The sequence below is a fragment of the Lacrimispora sp. genome, from assembly GCF_047605665.1.
Taxonomy (GTDB): Bacteria; Bacillota; Clostridia; order Lachnospirales; family Lachnospiraceae; genus Lacrimispora.
In genome coordinates this window covers 66,640-84,310 of record NZ_JASGFH010000004.1, presented here as the reverse complement: position 1 = coordinate 84,310, position 17,671 = coordinate 66,640, and the positions used below count along the sequence as shown (strand labels likewise).

Below are 17,671 nucleotides of genomic sequence, written 5' to 3'. Positions count from 1 at the left end.
AATATAAAAAAGCCGACACCTTCTCTACGAATTTGTAGAAGTCATCAGCTTTCCTTGCATTTCGGCTTAAGCCATGGGAGAACTTCATTCCCATTTATATATGAGAAATCATAAATGATTTTTGCAGGAAAGTCAAGGATCAGTTTGTCCGCGGGCGGCAGAAAACAACACTTTTTTTAAATGAAATGTCTTTGATATAAAAACATATGTGCGCTGTATGAAAACTTTTTCCTCTTTTTTCTTGCGCCATCTGATAAAGTGTGCTACAATTCTGGCAAGGTTTTTGACCATTGAATAAGAAGAGAGGAATCATATACCATGGAAATATCCTATCAGAGCACAAGGGGAGGAGAGGCCGGAGTGACGGCTTCCCAGGCAATTTTAAAGGGTTTGGCAGAGGATGGGGGACTGTTCATGCCTGTCTTTATTCCAAAGCTTGACAAGACTCTAAAAGAGCTTTCAGAGATGACATATCAGGAAACAGCCTATGAGGTTATGAAGCTGTTCCTTACGGATTACACCGAAGAAGAGCTGAAAAGCTGCATTGAACGGGCTTATGACGCCAAGTTTGATACGGAAGAGATCGCTCCCTTATCAAAGGCTGACGGCTCTTATTATTTAGAGCTGTACCACGGAAGCACCATTGCATTTAAAGATATGGCTCTTTCCATTCTTCCTCATCTGATGACAACGGCTGCAAAGAAAAATCACGTAAAGAACAAGATCGTCATTTTAACCGCAACCTCCGGAGACACGGGAAAGGCCGCCATGGCAGGCTTTGCCGATGTGGAGGGCACGGAGATCATCGTATTCTATCCAAAGGATGGCGTGAGCCGGGTCCAGGAGCTCCAGATGGTGACTCAGAAGGGAGATAACACCCATGTGGCCGCCATTTACGGAAACTTTGATGACGCCCAGACAGGGGTGAAAAAGATTTTCGGGGATAAGGAATTTGCAAAAAAGCTGGATGAAAAGGGCTTTCAGTTGTCCTCAGCCAATTCCATCAACATCGGAAGGCTGGTGCCTCAGGTAGTCTACTACGTTTATGCCTATGCAAAGCTTCTTGAAAACGGGGAGATTTCCGAAGGAGAAGAGATCAACGTAACCGTGCCCACCGGAAATTTCGGCAACATCCTGGCCGCTTACCTGGCAAAGCAGATGGGCCTTCCCATTAAGAACTTAATATGTGCTTCCAATGAAAACAAGGTCCTTTATGACTTCTTCCAGACAGGCGTCTATGACAGGAACCGGGATTTCATCCTCACCAGCTCTCCTTCCATGGACATCCTGATTTCCAGCAACTTAGAGCGTCTGATTTACTTAAGCGCCGGTTCCGACGGAGAGGCCAATGCAGATCTTATGAAGTCACTGGGTGAAAAGGGCAGCTATCAGGTGACCGGTGAAATGAAGAAATTCATGGAAGATTTTAAGGGAGGCTACAGCTCGGAAGAGTCCACCATGGCAGTGATTAAAAAGGTCTTTGAGGATACAGGATATTTAATTGACACTCATACAGGAGTGGCAGCCGCGGTCTATGAGCAGTACAAAGCAGAGACAAAGGACGAGGCAAAGAATGTCATCGCCTCCACCGCCAGCCCCTATAAGTTTTCCAGAAATGTTCTGGAGGCCATTGAAGGGAAGAAAGAAATCTGCGATGAATTCCAGGTCATCGACCGTCTGGCGGTCATCTGCGGCGTGGCCATTCCCCAGGCAGTAGAAGAAATCCGCACAGCCCCTGTATGTCACAATACAGAATGCTCTGCGGATCAGATGAAGGAAACCGTGGAAAAATTTTTAGGCTAACCGAGGTTGCGGTGGGCGTAGCGGCACCATTTTCCATTTAAGACTCTGGTGACGAAGAAGATGGCCCGCACCAGCCAGTCGATGGTCATGGCGATCCAGATTCCCATAAGGCCAAGGCCTGCGTAAAGGCTTAAGATGTAAGCAAGCACGATCCGGCAGATCCACATGGAGCAGACGGAAACCGTCATGGTGAAACGGACGTCATTGGCAGCTCTTAAGCCGTTAGCCAGGCAGAAGGCCATGGGGTGAATGATCATACAGCAGATGCTGTGGTAGAGCATCAGCTTCACGGCCAGAGCGCTGGTTTCTCCGGACAGGCGGAACAGGCCGCTGATTGGGTTTAAAAGAGGGATGAGGATGAGGTTGATAACAAACAGCCAGATATAAGCTGTTTTTAACATCCTCCACATATAGCGGCGGGCCTGATGCAGTTCTCTGGCCCCCACACACTGGCCTACCACTGTCACCATGGCGATTCCGATGGCAGTGGCGGGTAAGGTTTCCATGTTGGCAACGGTGCTGGCGACGGCGTTTGCGGCGATGGCCGTAGTTCCGAAGCTGGCGGTCAAACTGGAGAGTAACAGCTTTCCAAGCTGGAAGATGCTGTTTTCCAGGCCGTTAGGTATGCCGATATAAAGGATGCGCTGGAGCATGATTTTATCCGGTTTTAAGCTGAACTGAACAGGAATCTGGTTCTGTCTCTTCAGAAGATAGAGGATGATGACAGCGGATAAGGCCCTGGAAACCAGGGTGGAAATTCCCGCACCGGTCACTCCCATATGAAGGACATAGATCAGCAGCGCATTTAAAGCGATGTGAAATAAGTTGGCAAACAGGGAAATATTCATGGATACCCTGGAATTTCCAACGGACCGGAACAGAGCTGCCGAGCTGTTGTAAAAGGCCAGGAAGGGGTAGGATACCGCTGACAAGTAGAAATATATCTTTGCGTTGCTCATAACCTCCTGGTCAATATTTCCGTATATGAGTCTTAAGATGAACTGGTTAAAGAGGAGGGATATGATCATCAGCGCTATGGAAAGCCCTCCGATTGCCAGGAAAAGCTGACCGGAGGCCCTGGCTACGTTGTCCTTTTCCTGGCGTCCGATGTACTGGGCAGCGACGATGGAACCGCCTGCCGCCATGGCTCCGAACAAGCCGATCAAAAGAAGACTGATGGTGTCTACAATGGAGATGCCGGATACAGCCGCCTCCCCGCTGGAGGATACCATGATGGTATCGGCCATTCCCATGAAAACCGCCAGAATCTGTTCAATGACCAGAGGAAAGATGAGCCGCTGTAAGTCTTTGGCTGAGAACATATCAGGTTTTTCCTGTCTTTTTCGTTTTTTGTCCGTTTCAGGCTTTTCACCTGAAAGCTTGTCTTTTAGCATCTTGATATTCATAATCCATCTCCCATTGCATATTTGAGAACTTTCCTCCATTATAGTACAAAGTTTGGATGAAAGCAAAATGTAACTTTGTTATAAATTAAACAATCTGGAAAAATTATTCTTTCCAAATAGGACAAAATGGTATATAATGAAAAGAAGTAAGATAAAAAAAGAGATGGAGGTTTGTGATATGTTAGTTTCGGCAAAGGACATGCTTGAAAAGGCAAGAGACGGACAGTACGCAGTTGGACAGTTCAACATCAACAACCTTGAGTGGACGAAAGCAGTTTTACTGACAGCAGAAGAATTGAAATCCCCGGTAATTCTGGGCGTTTCCGAAGGCGCAGGCAAATACATGACAGGCTATAAGACCGTATCAGCTATGGTAGAGGCCATGATTGAGGAGCTGAACATCACAGTTCCCGTAGCTCTTCATTTGGACCACGGTTCCTATGACGGCTGCTACAAGTGCATTGAAGCAGGATTTTCTTCCATCATGTTTGACGGTTCCCATTATCCTATCACTGAGAACGTGGAAAAGACTACAGAGCTTGTAAAAGTCTGTGCAGAAAAGGGAATTTCCATTGAAGCGGAAGTAGGTTCCATCGGCGGCGAGGAAGACGGCGTTGTGGGTATGGGCGAATGTGCAGACCCTGATGAGTGCAAGCAGATCGCTGATTTAGGCGTGACCATGCTGGCTGCCGGAATCGGCAACATCCATGGAAAATATCCGGCAAACTGGGCTGGTTTAAGCTTTGATACCCTGGCTGCAATCAAGGACAAGACAGGCGACATGCCTCTCGTTCTTCACGGCGGCACAGGCATTCCTGAGGACCAGATCAAGAAGGCCATCAGCCTTGGCGTTGCAAAGATCAATGTAAACACAGAGTGCCAGCTCACTTTTGCAGCGGCTACCCGTAAGTACATTGAAGCAGGCAAGGACTTGGAAGGCAAGGGCTTTGATCCCCGTAAGCTTTTAGCTCCGGGAACCGAGGCAATTAAGGGAACTGTCCGTGAGAAGATGGAATTATTTGGTTCCGTTGGAAAGGCTTAATAGCACCGCTTATAAAAGTTTCGAAAAAAAGACTTGATTTTTTCGGAAAAATGATTTATTTTAATTAAGAACGATGGCGTTCTCCTTATCGGGGAGGACGCCTTTTCTGATTTATGCGCATATTCAGATATTGAAGATACTAGAAGAAAGCACAAGGAAATCAGTAGGAGAGGATGAAAAATTTATGAGCGAAGCTGTAAACGTAGCTGAATTATTCGGCAAAAATGTATTTAACGAGACCGTCATGAGACAGCACCTGCCAAAGACTGTTTTTAAAAAATTAAAAAAGACCATTGAAGATGGAGCAGAGCTGGACCCTTCTATCGCTGATGCGGTTGCACATGCCATGAAGGAGTGGGCCATTGAGCGGGGAGCCACCCACTATACCCACTGGTTCCAGCCCCTTACCGGCATCACCGCTGAAAAGCACGATTCCTTTATTTCTTCCCCCACTTCAGAGGGAAAGGTGATCATGGAATTCTCCGGAAAAGAGCTGGTAAAGGGAGAGCCTGACGCTTCTTCTTTTCCATCAGGAGGCCTGCGGGCAACCTTTGAAGCCAGAGGCTATACTGCCTGGGACTGCACCTCACCGGCGTTCTTAAGAGAGGATGCCATTGGCGTGACTCTTTGTATTCCCACCGCTTTCTGTTCTTATACAGGCGAAGCCCTGGATAAAAAGACTCCTCTGTTACGGTCCATGGAGGCTGTGGATGAGCAGGCGCTGCGAATTTTAAGATTATTCGGAAATGCTACCGCAAAGAGAGTGACCCCTTCCGTAGGACCGGAACAGGAATACTTCCTGGTAGACCATGAGAAATACTTACAGAGAAAAGATTTGATCTATGCCGGACGGACCTTATTCGGTGCAGCACCGCCTAAGGGACAGGAGATGGAGGATCATTACTTCGGCGCCATCCGTGAACGGGTTGCGGCATACATGAAGGAAGTGAATGAAGAGCTCTGGAAGCTGGGCGTTCCTGCAAAGACCCAGCATAACGAGGTCGCTCCTGCACAGCATGAGCTGGCTCCCATTTACGAGCAGGCCAATATCGCGGTTGACCATAACCAGCTCGTTATGGAAACCCTAAAGAAGGTGGCAGGACGTCACGGACTGAACTGTCTGCTTCACGAAAAGCCTTTCGCAGGCGTCAACGGTTCCGGAAAGCACAACAACTGGTCCCTGACCTCTGACGACGGAATCAACTTGTTAAACCCAGGCGAGACTCCTCATGAGAACATCCAGTTCCTGCTGGTGCTTTCCTGTATCTTAAAGGCAGTAGACCTCCATGCCGATCTGCTTCGTGAATCGGCTGCTGACGTGGGGAATGACCACAGATTAGGTGCCAATGAGGCTCCGCCTGCCATCATCTCCATATTCATCGGTGAGCAGTTAGAGGATGTGGTGGATCAGCTTTGCAGCACAGGAGAGGCTACCCATTCCAAGTCAGGAGGCACCTTAAAGACCGGTGTCAGAACCCTTCCTGATTTATTCAAGGATGCGACAGACAGAAACAGAACCTCACCGTTTGCGTTTACAGGAAATAAATTTGAGTTCCGTATGGTAGGCTCTTCTGATTCCATTTCTTCGCCTAACGTTATTTTGAACACCATTGCAGCCGAAGCGTTTAAGGAAGCTGCTGATATTCTGGAAAAGGCTGAGGATTTTGACGCAGCAGTCCATGATATGATCAAGGAAAACTTAATCGCACACAGAAGAATTATATTCAACGGCAACGGCTACTCCGAAGCATGGGTGGAAGAGGCAGAAAGAAGAGGCCTTCCTCACCTTAAGACAATGGTGGATGCCATCCCGGCCCTTATCACAGACGCTTCCATCAAGATGTTTGAGGAATTTAAGGTATTCACAAGAGCAGAGCTGGAATCCAGGGTTGAGATCGAATATGAGGCTTACAGCAAGGCTATCAATATCGAGGCCAGAATCATGATCGATATGGCTGGAAAGCAGATCATTCCGGCAGTAATCCGGTACGTTTCCGTGCTGGCTGATTCTTTGAGCAAGGTAAAGAGCGCCTGTGCCGCAGCCGATACCAGCGTACAGGAAGAGCTTTTGGTGGAGGTCAGCGAATACCTTTCCGATGCCAAGGTGGCTTTAGCAGCCCTCCTCGATGCGGCTGAAGGGTGTGCGGCAATGGAATCCGGCAAGGATCAGGCAATTGCCTGCCGCGACCAGGTAGTCCCTGCCATGAACGCTCTGCGGACTCCGGTGGATAAGCTGGAAATGATTGTAGATAAGGATTTATGGCCGATGCCAAGCTACGGAGATTTGATTTTCGAAGTGTAATTTGTTATGGAGAGCCGCTGCACAGAATCGCCGCAGCGGCTCTCTTTTTTATAAGTCGTGATAATGGGGCACCATATTTTCAAAGGTGCAAAACTGCTGAAAGCCCATGTCCTTTAATATGGCTTTCACTTCCCCGATGCGGTTTCCCAAATGGTCCAGCTTATGGGAATCGGAACCGATTGTGATGATGCGCCCGCCCAATTCAAGGTATTTTTTTAAAATTTCCCTGGAAGGGGTCAAGTCCTTTAAACCGTACCGGAAACAGGAGGTATTGATTTCAATCCCCTTTTTGTCGGCAATGACCTGACGAAGTATTTTTTCTACAGTATCCATGATCTTTTCGTCGGGATAATCGCCATAGGTGTCGTACCGCTTGATCATGTCTAAATGGCCCAGAACCGAATAGTTTTTGTACTTCTGAACCACATCATAAATGGCCTCATAGTAGGCTTTCTGAAACTCCTCCTGACTCCTTCCCTCCTGAAACTCATAATTCCAGAATTCCCTGTTGTCGACCTGATGGTTGCTTAAAATAATAAAGTCAAAGGGGTACTCCTCAAAATCCTTCTGAAAGAAGGGGATGGTGTGGGCCTGGACTCCAAATTCCATTCCCGCCTTTATGGTCAGCTTTCCCCTGTATTTTTCCTGCATGGTTCTCACTTCTTTAAAATACGCTTTGTAATCGCAGTTTAAATCCGTTTTCACCCCATAATCCACGTGCTCCGTAAATGCGATTTCATCAAGCCCCAGAGAAAGGGCCTGTAAAATCACGTCCTCCATGACGCATTCCGAATCATCGCTGAAATAGGTGTGGATATGATAATCAGCCAGCATATCGCTTTCCTCCATCTGTTTTTGTAAAAAAATATGAGCTCTTGCGGAAGCATATTGCCTCCTCATGGTTAAGAGTATACAGCATTTTAAAGATTCTGGCTATTGCAAAAGAAAAATGCCTGTGCTAGTATATAGGCAAAATTTAATAAAGGGGAGGGAATATCATGGATGAGAATTATACAGTTGCATTTCAGCTCATTATGAACGCAGGAAATTCCAAGTCATTTTCCATGATGGCAATGGAAGCTGCCAGAGAATTCAATTTTGAAGAGGCAGAAAAACACTTAAAGGAGGCAGAAGGGGAGATGCGGGCTGCCCATCAGTCCCAGATTGACATGATCCAGCAGGAAGCTCAGGGAAATCCGGTGGCAGTGAACATCATTCTGGTACATGCCCAGGATCATCTCACCATGGCTATGATGGCAAAGGACCAGGCAGCCGAGGTCTTGAATCTTTACCGGATGATCAAGGAGCTGAAGGACAAGATCGAGGGGTAGGAAGAGGGAGGCACCATGAACGGGATTAAAATTGTCACCATCGGCGGCGGCTCTTCCTATACGCCGGAGCTGGTGGAAGGATTTATTAAGCGTTATGACAGGCTGCCTGTGAAAGAGCTGTGGCTGGTGGACATTGAAGAGGGAAGGACAAAGCTTGAAATCGTGGGGGCCCTGGCCCAGCGCATGGTGAAAAAAGCGGGAGTTCCCATGAAGGTAATTCTCTCCTATGACAGGCGGGAGGCTCTAAAAGGGGCTGATTTTGTGACCACCCAGATGAGGGTGGGGTTATTGGAAGCCCGAATCAAGGATGAGAGGATTCCCTTAAGCCACGGCATGATGGGGCAGGAAACCAACGGGGCAGCAGGCATGTTTAAGGCGTTTCGGACCATACCTGTCATCTTGGACATTGTAAAGGATATGCAGGAGTTATGCCCCCAGGCGTGGATGATAAACTTCACAAACCCGGCTGGAATGATCACAGAGGCAGTGCTTCGATATACGGACTTTAAAAAGGTGATGGGCCTTTGCAATGTGCCCATCAACATGGTCAATGGCTTTGCCAGACTGCTGAATGTGGAGCCGGAGCGGGTGACCATGGAGCTGTCAGGCTTAAACCACCATGTGTTTGCAACGGATATTTTTGTGGATGGGCAGTCGAGGCTGGAGGAAATGCTGGAGATCTATCAGCACATCAGCGCAGAAGACGCCGTATCCATGAAGAATTTTTCCACACTTCCGTTTTCACCGGAATTCATCCGGGGGCTTCATTGCATCCCCTGCCCTTACCACAACTACTACTTTTTTACCAGGGAGCAGCTTGAGGAAGAGCTGGAGCAGTACAGGGAAGGAAGGGTCCGGGGAGAAGTGGTGAAACGGACGGAAGATGAGTTATTTGAGCTGTATCAAGATGAAAACCTGGATGTGAAGCCCAAGCAGTTGGAGATGAGAGGCGGAGCCAGATACAGCGATGCCGCCTGCAACCTGGTCTGTTCTCTTTACAACAATACCGGGGATATTCAGTATGTGGATGTGCGAAACAACGGCACTATCCTGGGCATTTCGCCGGACAGCGCCATAGAGGCCGCCTGCATCATCACAAGCGGCGGGCCAAAGCCCATTGCAGTGGGAGAGTTAAAACCTCAGATCAGCGGCATCATACAGAACATGAAGGCCTTTGAGAGGCTGGTCTGTGAAGCCGCCGTGACTGGAAGCCGTGACCTGGCTGTGACTGCCTTGAATATGAACCCTTTATGCGCCAGCGACAGCGATGCCGTCGCAGTGGTGGATGAGCTGCTGGAGGCTCATAGAAAATATCTTCCCCAGTTTTTTAAAAACTAAATACCGGGATATGGGACCGCTGTAAAAGAGGGCTTAAGAAGCTGCTTTTTTACGGCGGTTTTTTTCTGGTATAGACCGGGCAAAAAAATGGAAATGCAGGGAGAGTAAAAAAATAGACAAAAAAAATCTAATTTCAAAGAATATACTTGTATTTTTGCATATGATATAGTAATATAGTGGCAAGAGTAGTGGTCTAGACCACGGAAAGGGGTGCGATATGTATCATATTTTATTAGTTTGCTCCGCAGGAATGTCCACAAGCATGCTTGTCAAGAGAATGCAGGATGCAGCGTCAGAAAAGGGAGTGGAGGCCGAAATCTGGGCAGTGGGAGATTCAGAGTCTGTGGAGGAAGTGAAAAAAGCAGATATTGTTTTGTTAGGGCCTCAGGTCCGCTATCTGGAAAAGAAGATGAACGAGAGAGTGAACAATGAAAAGCCGGTGCAGGTCATTGACATGGCGGCCTATGGAACCATGAACGGGGCCAAGGTGCTGGAGCAGGCACTTAGCAAACTGAACGGATGAGTATGTGAAAGAATATTAAAGGAGGGAGAAGATTTATGGGAGCATTTAATTCATTTATGGAAGCAAAGTTTATGCCGATTGCAGCCAGAATCGGTTCTCAGAAACACCTGGTTGCGATCAGGGATGCATTTATCGCTATTATGCCAATCACCATGGTTGGCTCCATTGCAGTTTTACTCAACGTATTTTTAAGGGATCTTCCCAATCAGGCAGGCATGACAGGTTTTGTTCAGGCCATGAGCCCAATCATCAGCGTCAACGGTAACGTGTATTTCGGTTCTATCGTAATTCTCGCCCTGGCATTTGTTTTTGCCCTGGGTTACAACCTTTCAAGGACGTACAACGTCAATGCCATTGCAGGAGGCGTAATCGCATTTGCCAGTCTGGTCACCTGTATGGGACAAAGCGCAGTTTTCAATTATGAGCTTCCGGGCGTGGCAGCCTCCGCAGTTGACCAGTTAAAGGGTCTGGGGCTTGATGTTGCAGCCACTTCAGGAGGGGGAGTTGCTTTAAACGGAGTCGGCGGCTGGGGTTATTTAGGCTCTGCATACACCGGTTCCGGCGGTCTTTTCACAGCTTTGATCATGGGCTTTATCTGCACGATGATCTACATAAAGCTGATGCAGAAAAAAGTCACCATCAAACTTCCTGATTCCGTGCCTCCGGCAGTCAGCAAGGCCTTTGCAGCCATTATTCCAGGTGTGATTGCCATTTATTTTGCAGGAATTGCAACTCAGGTTTGTGTCTCACTGACAGGCTCCACCATTAATGAGATGGTTCTCCGCTACATTCAAAGACCTCTTCTCAGTCTGTCACAGGGCTTTTTCAGCGTAATCCTTATGGTATTTCTGGTTCAGCTTTTATGGTTCTTCGGCCTTCACGGACACAACGTACTGGCCCCGATTATGGACGGTATCTACTTAACCGCACTGAATCAGAACATAGAGGCATTTACTTCCGGACAGAAAGTTTCCGAGCTTCCTTATCTGTGGACCCGCGGCTCCTTTGACGCTTACTGCCAGATGGGCGGTTCGGGAATCACACTGGGACTGATCATCGCCATTTTCCTGTTTTCCAAGAGGGAGGATCAGAGGGCCATTGCCAAGCTGTCCTGGCCCATGGGAGTGTTTAATATCAATGAGCCGATTACATTCGGTATGCCCATTGTGTTAAACCCTGTATACTTGATTCCATGGCTCATCGTTCCGCCGATCTGCGCCACCATTGCATACGGCGCAACTGCCATCGGCCTGATTCCTCCGGTATTCGTTGCAGTACCCTGGGTAATGCCTGCCGGTATCTACGCCTTCCTTGCAACAGGCGGAAACTTCATGGCAGCTCTCGTATCACTGCTGAATCTGTTCTTATCCTTTGTCATCTGGACCCCATTCGTACTGATGGCAAATAAAATGAAAAACGAATAATAAAATAACTGTAAAAGGGAGCTGCCAGACCAGTTCACAGGGATGTCCTGACAGAGCTGACTGGCGGCTCTTCTTTCCATTCAGAAGGGAGGGCAGAAACTCAGATGAAAAGCTGGACCGTATTTTTAATTGCCATAGGCTTTCTGCTGATTGCCGTGTCGCCTCAGCTTCCAACCTCTGTTCTCTACAGGATCGTGGGTCTGGCGGCAGTGACAATCGGGCTGCTCATGTTAAGAAAGAAGAAATAGGAGGGAGATTATATGAGGGTCGTATTTCCGGAAGGATTTTACTTTGGCAGCGCCACCAGCGCGACCCAGTGCGAGGGAGGCACTGAGGGGGATGAAAGAGGAAAAAATATCTGGGATCTGTGGTATGAAGAGGAGAGCTTTAAATTTCACGGAAACATCGGTCCGGAAATCACCTCCTCCTTTTATGAGAACTACCGGGAGGATGTGAGGCTGATGAAAGAGACAGGCCATAACTCTTTCCGCACCTCCATCAGCTGGTCGCGGTTATTTCCCCAGGGCAGGGGAGAGATGAACCAAAAGGCGGCAGATTTTTACCGCAGCCTGTTTCAGGAGCTGAGGGATCAGGGGATTGAACCTTTTGTGAATTTATATCATTTCGATATGCCAGTTGCCATGCAGGAGCTTGGGGGCTGGGAGAGCAGAAGGGTCGTGGATTATTATAAGGAGTATGCAAGGACCTGCTTTGAACTGTTTGGAGACCTGGTGAGCCATTGGTTTACCTTTAACGAGCCCATTGTCCATGTGGAGTGCGGATACCTTTCCGGATATCACTATCCCTGTAAGGTGGACCCAAAGGCGGCTGTTTTAGTGGCTTACCATACGGCACTGGCCAGCGCTCTGGCTGTCCGGGAGTATCACAGCTTAAACCAGGGAGGAAAGATCGGGATCGTGCTGAATTTGACTCCGGCTTATCCGAGAAGCTCTCATCCGGAGGATGAAAAGGCGGCCCGAATTGCAGAACTGTTCCAGAACAAAAGCTTTCTCGACCCGGCGGTCAAGGGAACGTATGACCCGGAGCTGGTGGAGATGATCCGGGAGCAGGGGCTGCTGCCTCAGGCAGAGACAGAGGACTTGGAAATCATCAGGCAGAATCTGGTGGATTTTCTGGGAGTCAACTATTATCACCCCTTCCGCGTCTGCGCAAAGGCTCACGTTCCCAATCCCATGGCCCCCTTTACCCCGGAATATTATTTTGACATTTACGACATGCCGGGCAAACGGATGAACCCTTACAGAGGCTGGGAGATTTATCCCAGGGGTCTGTATGACATTGCCATCAACCTTCGGGACAATTACGGCAATATCGAATGGATGGTCACGGAAAACGGCATGGGAGTGGAGAATGAAGGGCGTTTTAAAGAAGATGGCATCATACAGGATGACTACCGCATCGAATTCTATAAAGAGCATTTGACCTGGCTTCACAAGGGAATCCAGGAAGGAAGCCGGTGCGTGGGATACCACGTCTGGACTTTCATAGACTGCTGGTCCTGGCTCAATGCCTACAAGAACCGCTACGGCCTTGTGGAACTGGACTTGGAGACGCAGAAGCGCACGATTAAGAAATCGGGATATTGGTACGGAGAACTGCTGAAACACAACGGCTTTGAATAGAGAGAAACAGGAGACGGAATATGGAAGTGAATCAAAAACTGAATGTAGAGGCAAAGGAATTTTTCGATACTCTGGCATCTTCTGTGGCTTATGATGTGAGCCAGGCACAGGGAAAGACAGTGGAACCGGGCCAGATTTATTCCGGCTTGTGTTATAAAAAGAAGATGAAAAACAAGCTGGGCCAGGAAAGCGGCGTGGAGGTTGTGATCAAACAGTTTGTTTCTCCATCCTGCTACGAAGCGGAATTTCACTCCTCCCAGGGGACCACTGCAATACTTTACCGGATTGAAGATAGCCAGGATGGGAATATTGTGGTACACTATACAGAAGGATTTGAAGGAAAACACGGTTCCGGTTCCACCAATTATAAAGTTGTTTCCTGGCTTTATGCCAGAAGTGCGAAGAAGCGGATTTCCAGGATGCTTTCATCCATGGAGGGATTTATTAAGGAACACAGGAGAGGGTGATAAGAGGTGATACAATGGGAGCTCCCAAATATCATAAAATAAAACAGGAGCTTATGGAAGAAATCAGGGATGCTGCTGTCAATACGCCCATTGCATCAGAACGGGAGTTGGCCGTCCGGTATAAGGCCAGCCGGATGACGGTGCGCAATGCCGTCAATGAGCTGGTGGAAGAAGGAGTCTTGTACCGGGATAAAAATAAGGGAACCTTTGTGGCAGACCAGAGGCTGATCAAGAAGAACACGTCGGCAGAAACGCTGGGAAAGCCTGCGGACGACACCTTTGATTATAATGTGATTTATTTCAGCTCCTGTTTTTCCGACGAAGAGATCGCTTCTCATTTAGAGATCGATCCGGAGGACTGGATGATCCGGATTGTCCGGGTGAACCGGAGAAATGGAAAGCCCATGAGCGTTGAGGAAATCTATTTGATCCAAAGTCTGATCAGTGACAACGATTATAACAACTTAAACAAGCTTTTGGACTTAAAGGGATACATTGACGAAGGTTCTGTTACGCAGCGGTTTCTTCCTATTATAATACCTGTAAAATATATTAATCTGCTTCATATAAAGCTGAATTCTCCCATTATTATGGTAGAAAGCACCATTGTGAGCAAGAGCGGAAGCCCTGTTGTATATATCAGGGAATTCAACAATCCGCTGGAAAAGATCATAGAGATCACCACATAACAAAGAGGAGGATACTATGGGACGACTGGGCATTTCCCTGTATCCGGAGCATTCCACTCCGGAGCGGGACAAGGAATATATCCGTCTGGCCGGAAAATACGGATTCAAGCGTATTTTCACCTGCCTGTTAAGCGTGGGAAATAAAGAAAGAAATGATATCATCAGGGAATTCCGGGACATGATCCGCACAGCTCATGAGCATGGGCTGGAGGTGATCCTGGATGTGGCTCCCTCTGTTTTTGAAGTGCTGGGGGCCTCCTATGAAAATCTGGCACCTTTTAAGGAAATGGAAGCGGACGGAATCCGGCTGGATGAAGGGTTTGACGGAATCAAGGAAGCGGCCATGAGCTACAACAAAGAAGGACTTAAGATAGAGCTGAACGCCAGCACTGATCCCAGCTACGTGGCAAATGTGATGAACCACCATCCGGTGCCGGAAAAGATCATCACCTGCCACAATTTTTACCCCCAGAAATATACGGGCATCAGCCTGGAGCATTTTAATTACTGCAACAGGGAGATGAAAAAACATGGCTTAAAGGTTGCGGCTTTTGTATCCAGCAACAACGAGAACACCTTTGGCCCCTGGCCGGTCAATGAGGGCTTATGCACCCTGGAAATGCACCGGGGACTGCCCATTGACGCCCAGGTGCGCCACTTGTTCGCCGCCCGCACGGTGGATGATGTGATCATTGCCAATGCGTATGCGTCGGAGGAGGAGTTAAAGGCGTGTGCCGCGGTGACACCTGGAAAGCTGATGTTCGGGTTATGCCTGGAAAAAGAGCTGACGGAGACGGAGCGCAGCATTCTCTATTACGAAGGGCAGCATGTGATCCGGGGCGATTTAAGCCGCTACATGATCCGTTCCACCTGGCCCAGAGTGGCTTTTGCAGAGCGGGAAATTCTGCCGGACAATACCCGTGACTTGAAACGGGGGGATGTTGTTATTTTAAACGACGGCTATTCCCGCTATAAGGGAGAGCTGCACGTGGTGTTAGAAGATATGCCCAATGACGGGCGCAAAAATGTGATCGGCCATATACCGGATTATGAACTGGTGCTGCTGGATTACATTGAGCCGTGGAAGGTGTTTGGATTTACAGAAGTGTGATTGTGCTGAAAAGGCCGGAAGGGAGCGGTAAAAACGTTCCTTTCCGGCCTTTTTGAAATGTTTCTTAACTGCGTTTTTCCGGTTTCTGACCGAATACGAACTGTTCGATGGCCCAGGCCACCCCGTCCTCTTCGTTGGATTTGGTGTGGTATTTGGCCGCATCCCGGATGCATGGCATGGCGTTTGCCATGGCAACAGTCCAGCCGAATTCCGGGGTGAACATGGAAGAATCGTTGTCACTGTCTCCAAGGGTCATCACATCGTCCAGGGAAATCCCCCTTAAATCCGCATAGGCCTTTAATGCGATTCCCTTTTGGGCGTCTGCATTTGTCAGCTCAATGTTGGTGGGAAAGGAAGAGGCCGCGGCCAGCTCCGGGTGATGGGAAAATGCTTCTTTCATCTCCATCACTGTCTCAGACAGGATGTCATTTCCGCATACTTTAAACACGGTCACATGTTCAGGCAGGCTTTCCAGGGATTCAATAAAGGTGACGGTATCCAGGTATTGTCTGATGGACTGTTCTAACTCTGCGGCAGAGGAGGTCCGCCTGGAAAGAAAGGAGCTGACGCTTTTGGCTTTCTGCTCTCTGGAAGAGGTGGAATACCGGCCGTGGGAGGTGAGGATGTCCATGGTGATGGAATAGGAATTGAAAATCCGCTCCACGTCTGCGGCATTTTCCGGAGTCAGAGGGATTTTCTTGTGAGCCTGGCCCGTTTTGTCATAAACGGCTGCTCCGCTTAAGCAGATGTAGCCGCATGTGATGCCTGCCGCTTCCATAAAGGCTTTGGCATCGTGATATTCCCGTCCGGTGCAGATCAGAAACTCTGTGCCTGTCTGCTCCAGCTTTCGTATTGCTTCTATATTGGCCTCTGAGATGCGGGCCTTAGGATTGAGTAGTGTGCCATCCATGTCGGAGGCGATCAATCGGATGCTCATGTCAGATAATTCTCCTTTTCTCTGTAACGTATTCTTACGGTTAAGCTTACCCTAAAATCTTCGGTTCGTCAATAAAGGGGTGGCAGACTCCTTTTATCAATTTGTGAATTAGAATGGTTGTATGCTTGACAAATGAATAAGATGTATGCTAGACTAACAAATAGTTAGGTATAACTAACATAATGAGTCGTTGATTTTACAGAACAAGGAGGCTTGGCATGTATAACATGGAAAACAATCCTGGCCGTTATTACAAGATGATACATAACTATCAGGAAACACAACTGCTTTTTTCCGCAATCCGTTTGAATGTTTTTTCCTTTCTGGATCAGCCGGTAACAGCGAAAACCATTGCCGATGAGTTAAAATGTGATGAAAAGCAGATAGAATTACTGCTTTTGTCCCTGCTTTCCTGCGGCCTTATAAGCAGGCAGGGGGCATTTTATGTAAATACAGCAGAAACCAGGGATTTTTTATCCCGCAACAGCCAGGTGTTTTTAGGTGATGCCCTGCTGTTTCGGGAGAAAATGACCTCTCTGGAGCATTTGGAAGAAAAGGTGAAGGCTGGAGATACGGCCCCAAAATCAGCCTATGATTTTTCCGAGCTGGCAAAAGTGTCCATTCCCGAAATGTATACCGGACGGGTGCAGGTATTTATCGGTGAGATGGAACAATTATATCCTGACAGGAAACGCCCTCTGCATATCCTGGATTTGGGCGGCGGGACAGGGATTTTGTCCATTGAGTTCGCCCGCCATTTTCCAAACAGCAAAGCAACTGTTTTTGAAGCTTTAGAAGTTGCTGACGTTACAAAGGAAATCATCCGCCAGCATGGGGCTGAATCAAGTGTTGATGTAATAGCAGGTGACTTTAATGCAGATTCCCTGGGCGGGCCCTATGACTTAATTATTGCTTCCGGCATTTTAAACTTTGTCACAGGTGAATTGTCAGACTTCATGCAAAAACTGGCGGCGGCCTTGAAAACTGGCGGTTATCTTCTGGTAATCGGAAAGTTTTCCAACCAGGACTACAATATCCCGCCCAATATGCTGGGCTGGTTATCAGGCTTTTTAGAAGGAGTTCCCCTTCCTCCCAGCGGCAGGGAAGTTGCTGCAACCATACAAAAAGCCGGACTGAGCGCAGTCGATACCATGAAGGACAGTTTATTTGAGGGACTGGTCTACCGCAAAGGCGATGCTGATTTTCCCGTATGTACCGGCGATGTGATCCTTTCTTTCATTGAACTGACGGAGCAGATTGCCAACAGCAAAACAAATATTCTGGATTTTGGAAGTGAAGATATGACCTTTTACCGGGGAGAAATCCACATGATCAAAATGATCGGTGATTTTCCCGGCCTTCACAGCGCCGAGCTGGCGCGAAAATTCGGCATCACCCGCCCCGTTGTCCATAAGACGCTGCAGAAATTAAGTGAGCGGGGACTGATCTTAAGAAAAGAGGATTCTGAGGATAAAAAGCGGTCCCTCCTTTATCTGACGGAAAAGGGACAAAAGGCTTACCAGCTTCATGCACAATACCATGCAAAATATGACAAGGCCCTCTTTGACTTCCTGGCAGATACGCCGGGCGATCAATTGGCATCCATAAAGGGATTCCTGGATCATGCCATCGGCCTGATTCAAAACCATGCATAG

At 48.1% G+C, this 17,671-nt stretch carries 16 protein-coding genes and 1 riboswitch; of the genes, 13 read left to right on the top strand and 3 right to left on the bottom strand.

Going from position 1 to position 17,671, the window contains the following annotated elements:
* Positions 1 to 28: 28 nt before the first annotated feature.
* A riboswitch (Fluoride riboswitch) is annotated at positions 29 to 101 on the bottom strand.
* 217 nt (positions 102 to 318) lie between these two features.
* On the top strand, positions 319 to 1,803 hold the full coding sequence (gene thrC / locus QM657_RS04235) for a threonine synthase (RefSeq protein ID WP_415065303.1): 1,485 nt from the start codon (positions 319 to 321) through the stop codon (positions 1,801 to 1,803).
* Here thrC and QM657_RS04230 read toward each other — a convergent pair.
* Complete coding sequence (locus QM657_RS04230) at positions 1,800 to 3,209, bottom strand: MATE family efflux transporter (protein ID WP_415065302.1); 1,410 nt, start codon at positions 3,207 to 3,209, stop codon at positions 1,800 to 1,802. The two genes, thrC and QM657_RS04230, sit on opposite strands and share 4 nt — an antisense overlap.
* Positions 3,210 to 3,387: 178 nt before the next feature.
* Between QM657_RS04230 and fba the strand changes: the two genes are divergently transcribed.
* Both fba and QM657_RS04220 read left to right on the top strand, forming a co-directional pair.
* A complete protein-coding gene (fba, locus tag QM657_RS04225; protein ID WP_415065301.1) occupies positions 3,388 to 4,251 on the top strand; it encodes a class II fructose-1,6-bisphosphate aldolase in 864 nt (287 codons plus the stop codon).
* Between the two features lie 184 nt (positions 4,252 to 4,435).
* A complete protein-coding gene (locus QM657_RS04220) occupies positions 4,436 to 6,553 on the top strand; it encodes a glutamine synthetase III (protein ID WP_415065300.1) in 2,118 nt (705 codons plus the stop codon).
* A gap of 48 nt (positions 6,554 to 6,601) precedes the next feature.
* Here the strand turns inward: QM657_RS04220 and QM657_RS04215 are convergent, their stop codons facing one another.
* Positions 6,602 to 7,387: a histidinol-phosphatase HisJ family protein gene (locus tag QM657_RS04215; RefSeq protein ID WP_415065299.1), complete on the bottom strand. Its 786-nt coding sequence runs from the start codon at positions 7,385 to 7,387 to the stop codon at positions 6,602 to 6,604.
* A gap of 164 nt (positions 7,388 to 7,551) precedes the next feature.
* On the opposite strand from QM657_RS04215, the gene QM657_RS04210 reads away from it, so the two are divergent.
* The 9 genes from QM657_RS04210 (at position 7,552) to QM657_RS04170 (ending at position 15,079) form a co-directional block, all read left to right on the top strand.
* Complete coding sequence (locus tag QM657_RS04210; protein WP_415065298.1) at positions 7,552 to 7,884, top strand: PTS lactose/cellobiose transporter subunit IIA; 333 nt, start codon at positions 7,552 to 7,554, stop codon at positions 7,882 to 7,884.
* A 15-nt stretch (positions 7,885 to 7,899) separates the two neighbouring features.
* Positions 7,900 to 9,222: a 6-phospho-beta-glucosidase gene (locus QM657_RS04205; protein WP_415065297.1), complete on the top strand. Its 1,323-nt coding sequence runs from the start codon at positions 7,900 to 7,902 to the stop codon at positions 9,220 to 9,222.
* A 217-nt stretch (positions 9,223 to 9,439) separates the two neighbouring features.
* Positions 9,440 to 9,745 carry a PTS sugar transporter subunit IIB gene (locus QM657_RS04200; protein ID WP_415065296.1) on the top strand — a complete coding sequence of 102 codons (306 nt, stop codon included), beginning with the start codon at positions 9,440 to 9,442 and terminating at the stop codon, positions 9,743 to 9,745.
* Positions 9,746 to 9,780: 35 nt separating this feature from the next.
* Entirely contained in the window at positions 9,781 to 11,169 is a 1,389-nt protein-coding gene (locus QM657_RS04195) for a PTS sugar transporter subunit IIC (protein ID WP_415065295.1), read from the top strand.
* 104 nt (positions 11,170 to 11,273) lie between these two features.
* On the top strand, positions 11,274 to 11,417 hold the full coding sequence (locus QM657_RS04190; protein WP_415065294.1) for a hypothetical protein: 144 nt from the start codon (positions 11,274 to 11,276) through the stop codon (positions 11,415 to 11,417).
* Between the two features lie 12 nt (positions 11,418 to 11,429).
* Positions 11,430 to 12,812, top strand: a complete 1,383-nt coding sequence (locus QM657_RS04185) for a glycoside hydrolase family 1 protein (RefSeq protein WP_415065293.1) — start codon at positions 11,430 to 11,432, stop codon at positions 12,810 to 12,812.
* A 20-nt stretch (positions 12,813 to 12,832) separates the two neighbouring features.
* Positions 12,833 to 13,279: a DUF3284 domain-containing protein gene (locus QM657_RS04180; RefSeq protein WP_415065291.1), complete on the top strand. Its 447-nt coding sequence runs from the start codon at positions 12,833 to 12,835 to the stop codon at positions 13,277 to 13,279.
* Between the two features lie 14 nt (positions 13,280 to 13,293).
* Positions 13,294 to 13,968: a GntR family transcriptional regulator gene (locus QM657_RS04175; protein WP_415065290.1), complete on the top strand. Its 675-nt coding sequence runs from the start codon at positions 13,294 to 13,296 to the stop codon at positions 13,966 to 13,968.
* Positions 13,969 to 13,984: 16 nt separating this feature from the next.
* Complete coding sequence (locus tag QM657_RS04170) at positions 13,985 to 15,079, top strand: DUF871 domain-containing protein (RefSeq protein WP_415065289.1); 1,095 nt, start codon at positions 13,985 to 13,987, stop codon at positions 15,077 to 15,079.
* Between the two features lie 64 nt (positions 15,080 to 15,143).
* Here the strand turns inward: QM657_RS04170 and QM657_RS04165 are convergent, their stop codons facing one another.
* Entirely contained in the window at positions 15,144 to 16,016 is an 873-nt protein-coding gene (locus QM657_RS04165; RefSeq protein WP_415065288.1) for a Cof-type HAD-IIB family hydrolase, read from the bottom strand.
* Between the two features lie 218 nt (positions 16,017 to 16,234).
* On the opposite strand from QM657_RS04165, the gene QM657_RS04160 reads away from it, so the two are divergent.
* Positions 16,235 to 17,671, top strand: a complete 1,437-nt coding sequence (locus QM657_RS04160) for a methyltransferase (RefSeq protein ID WP_415065287.1) — start codon at positions 16,235 to 16,237, stop codon at positions 17,669 to 17,671.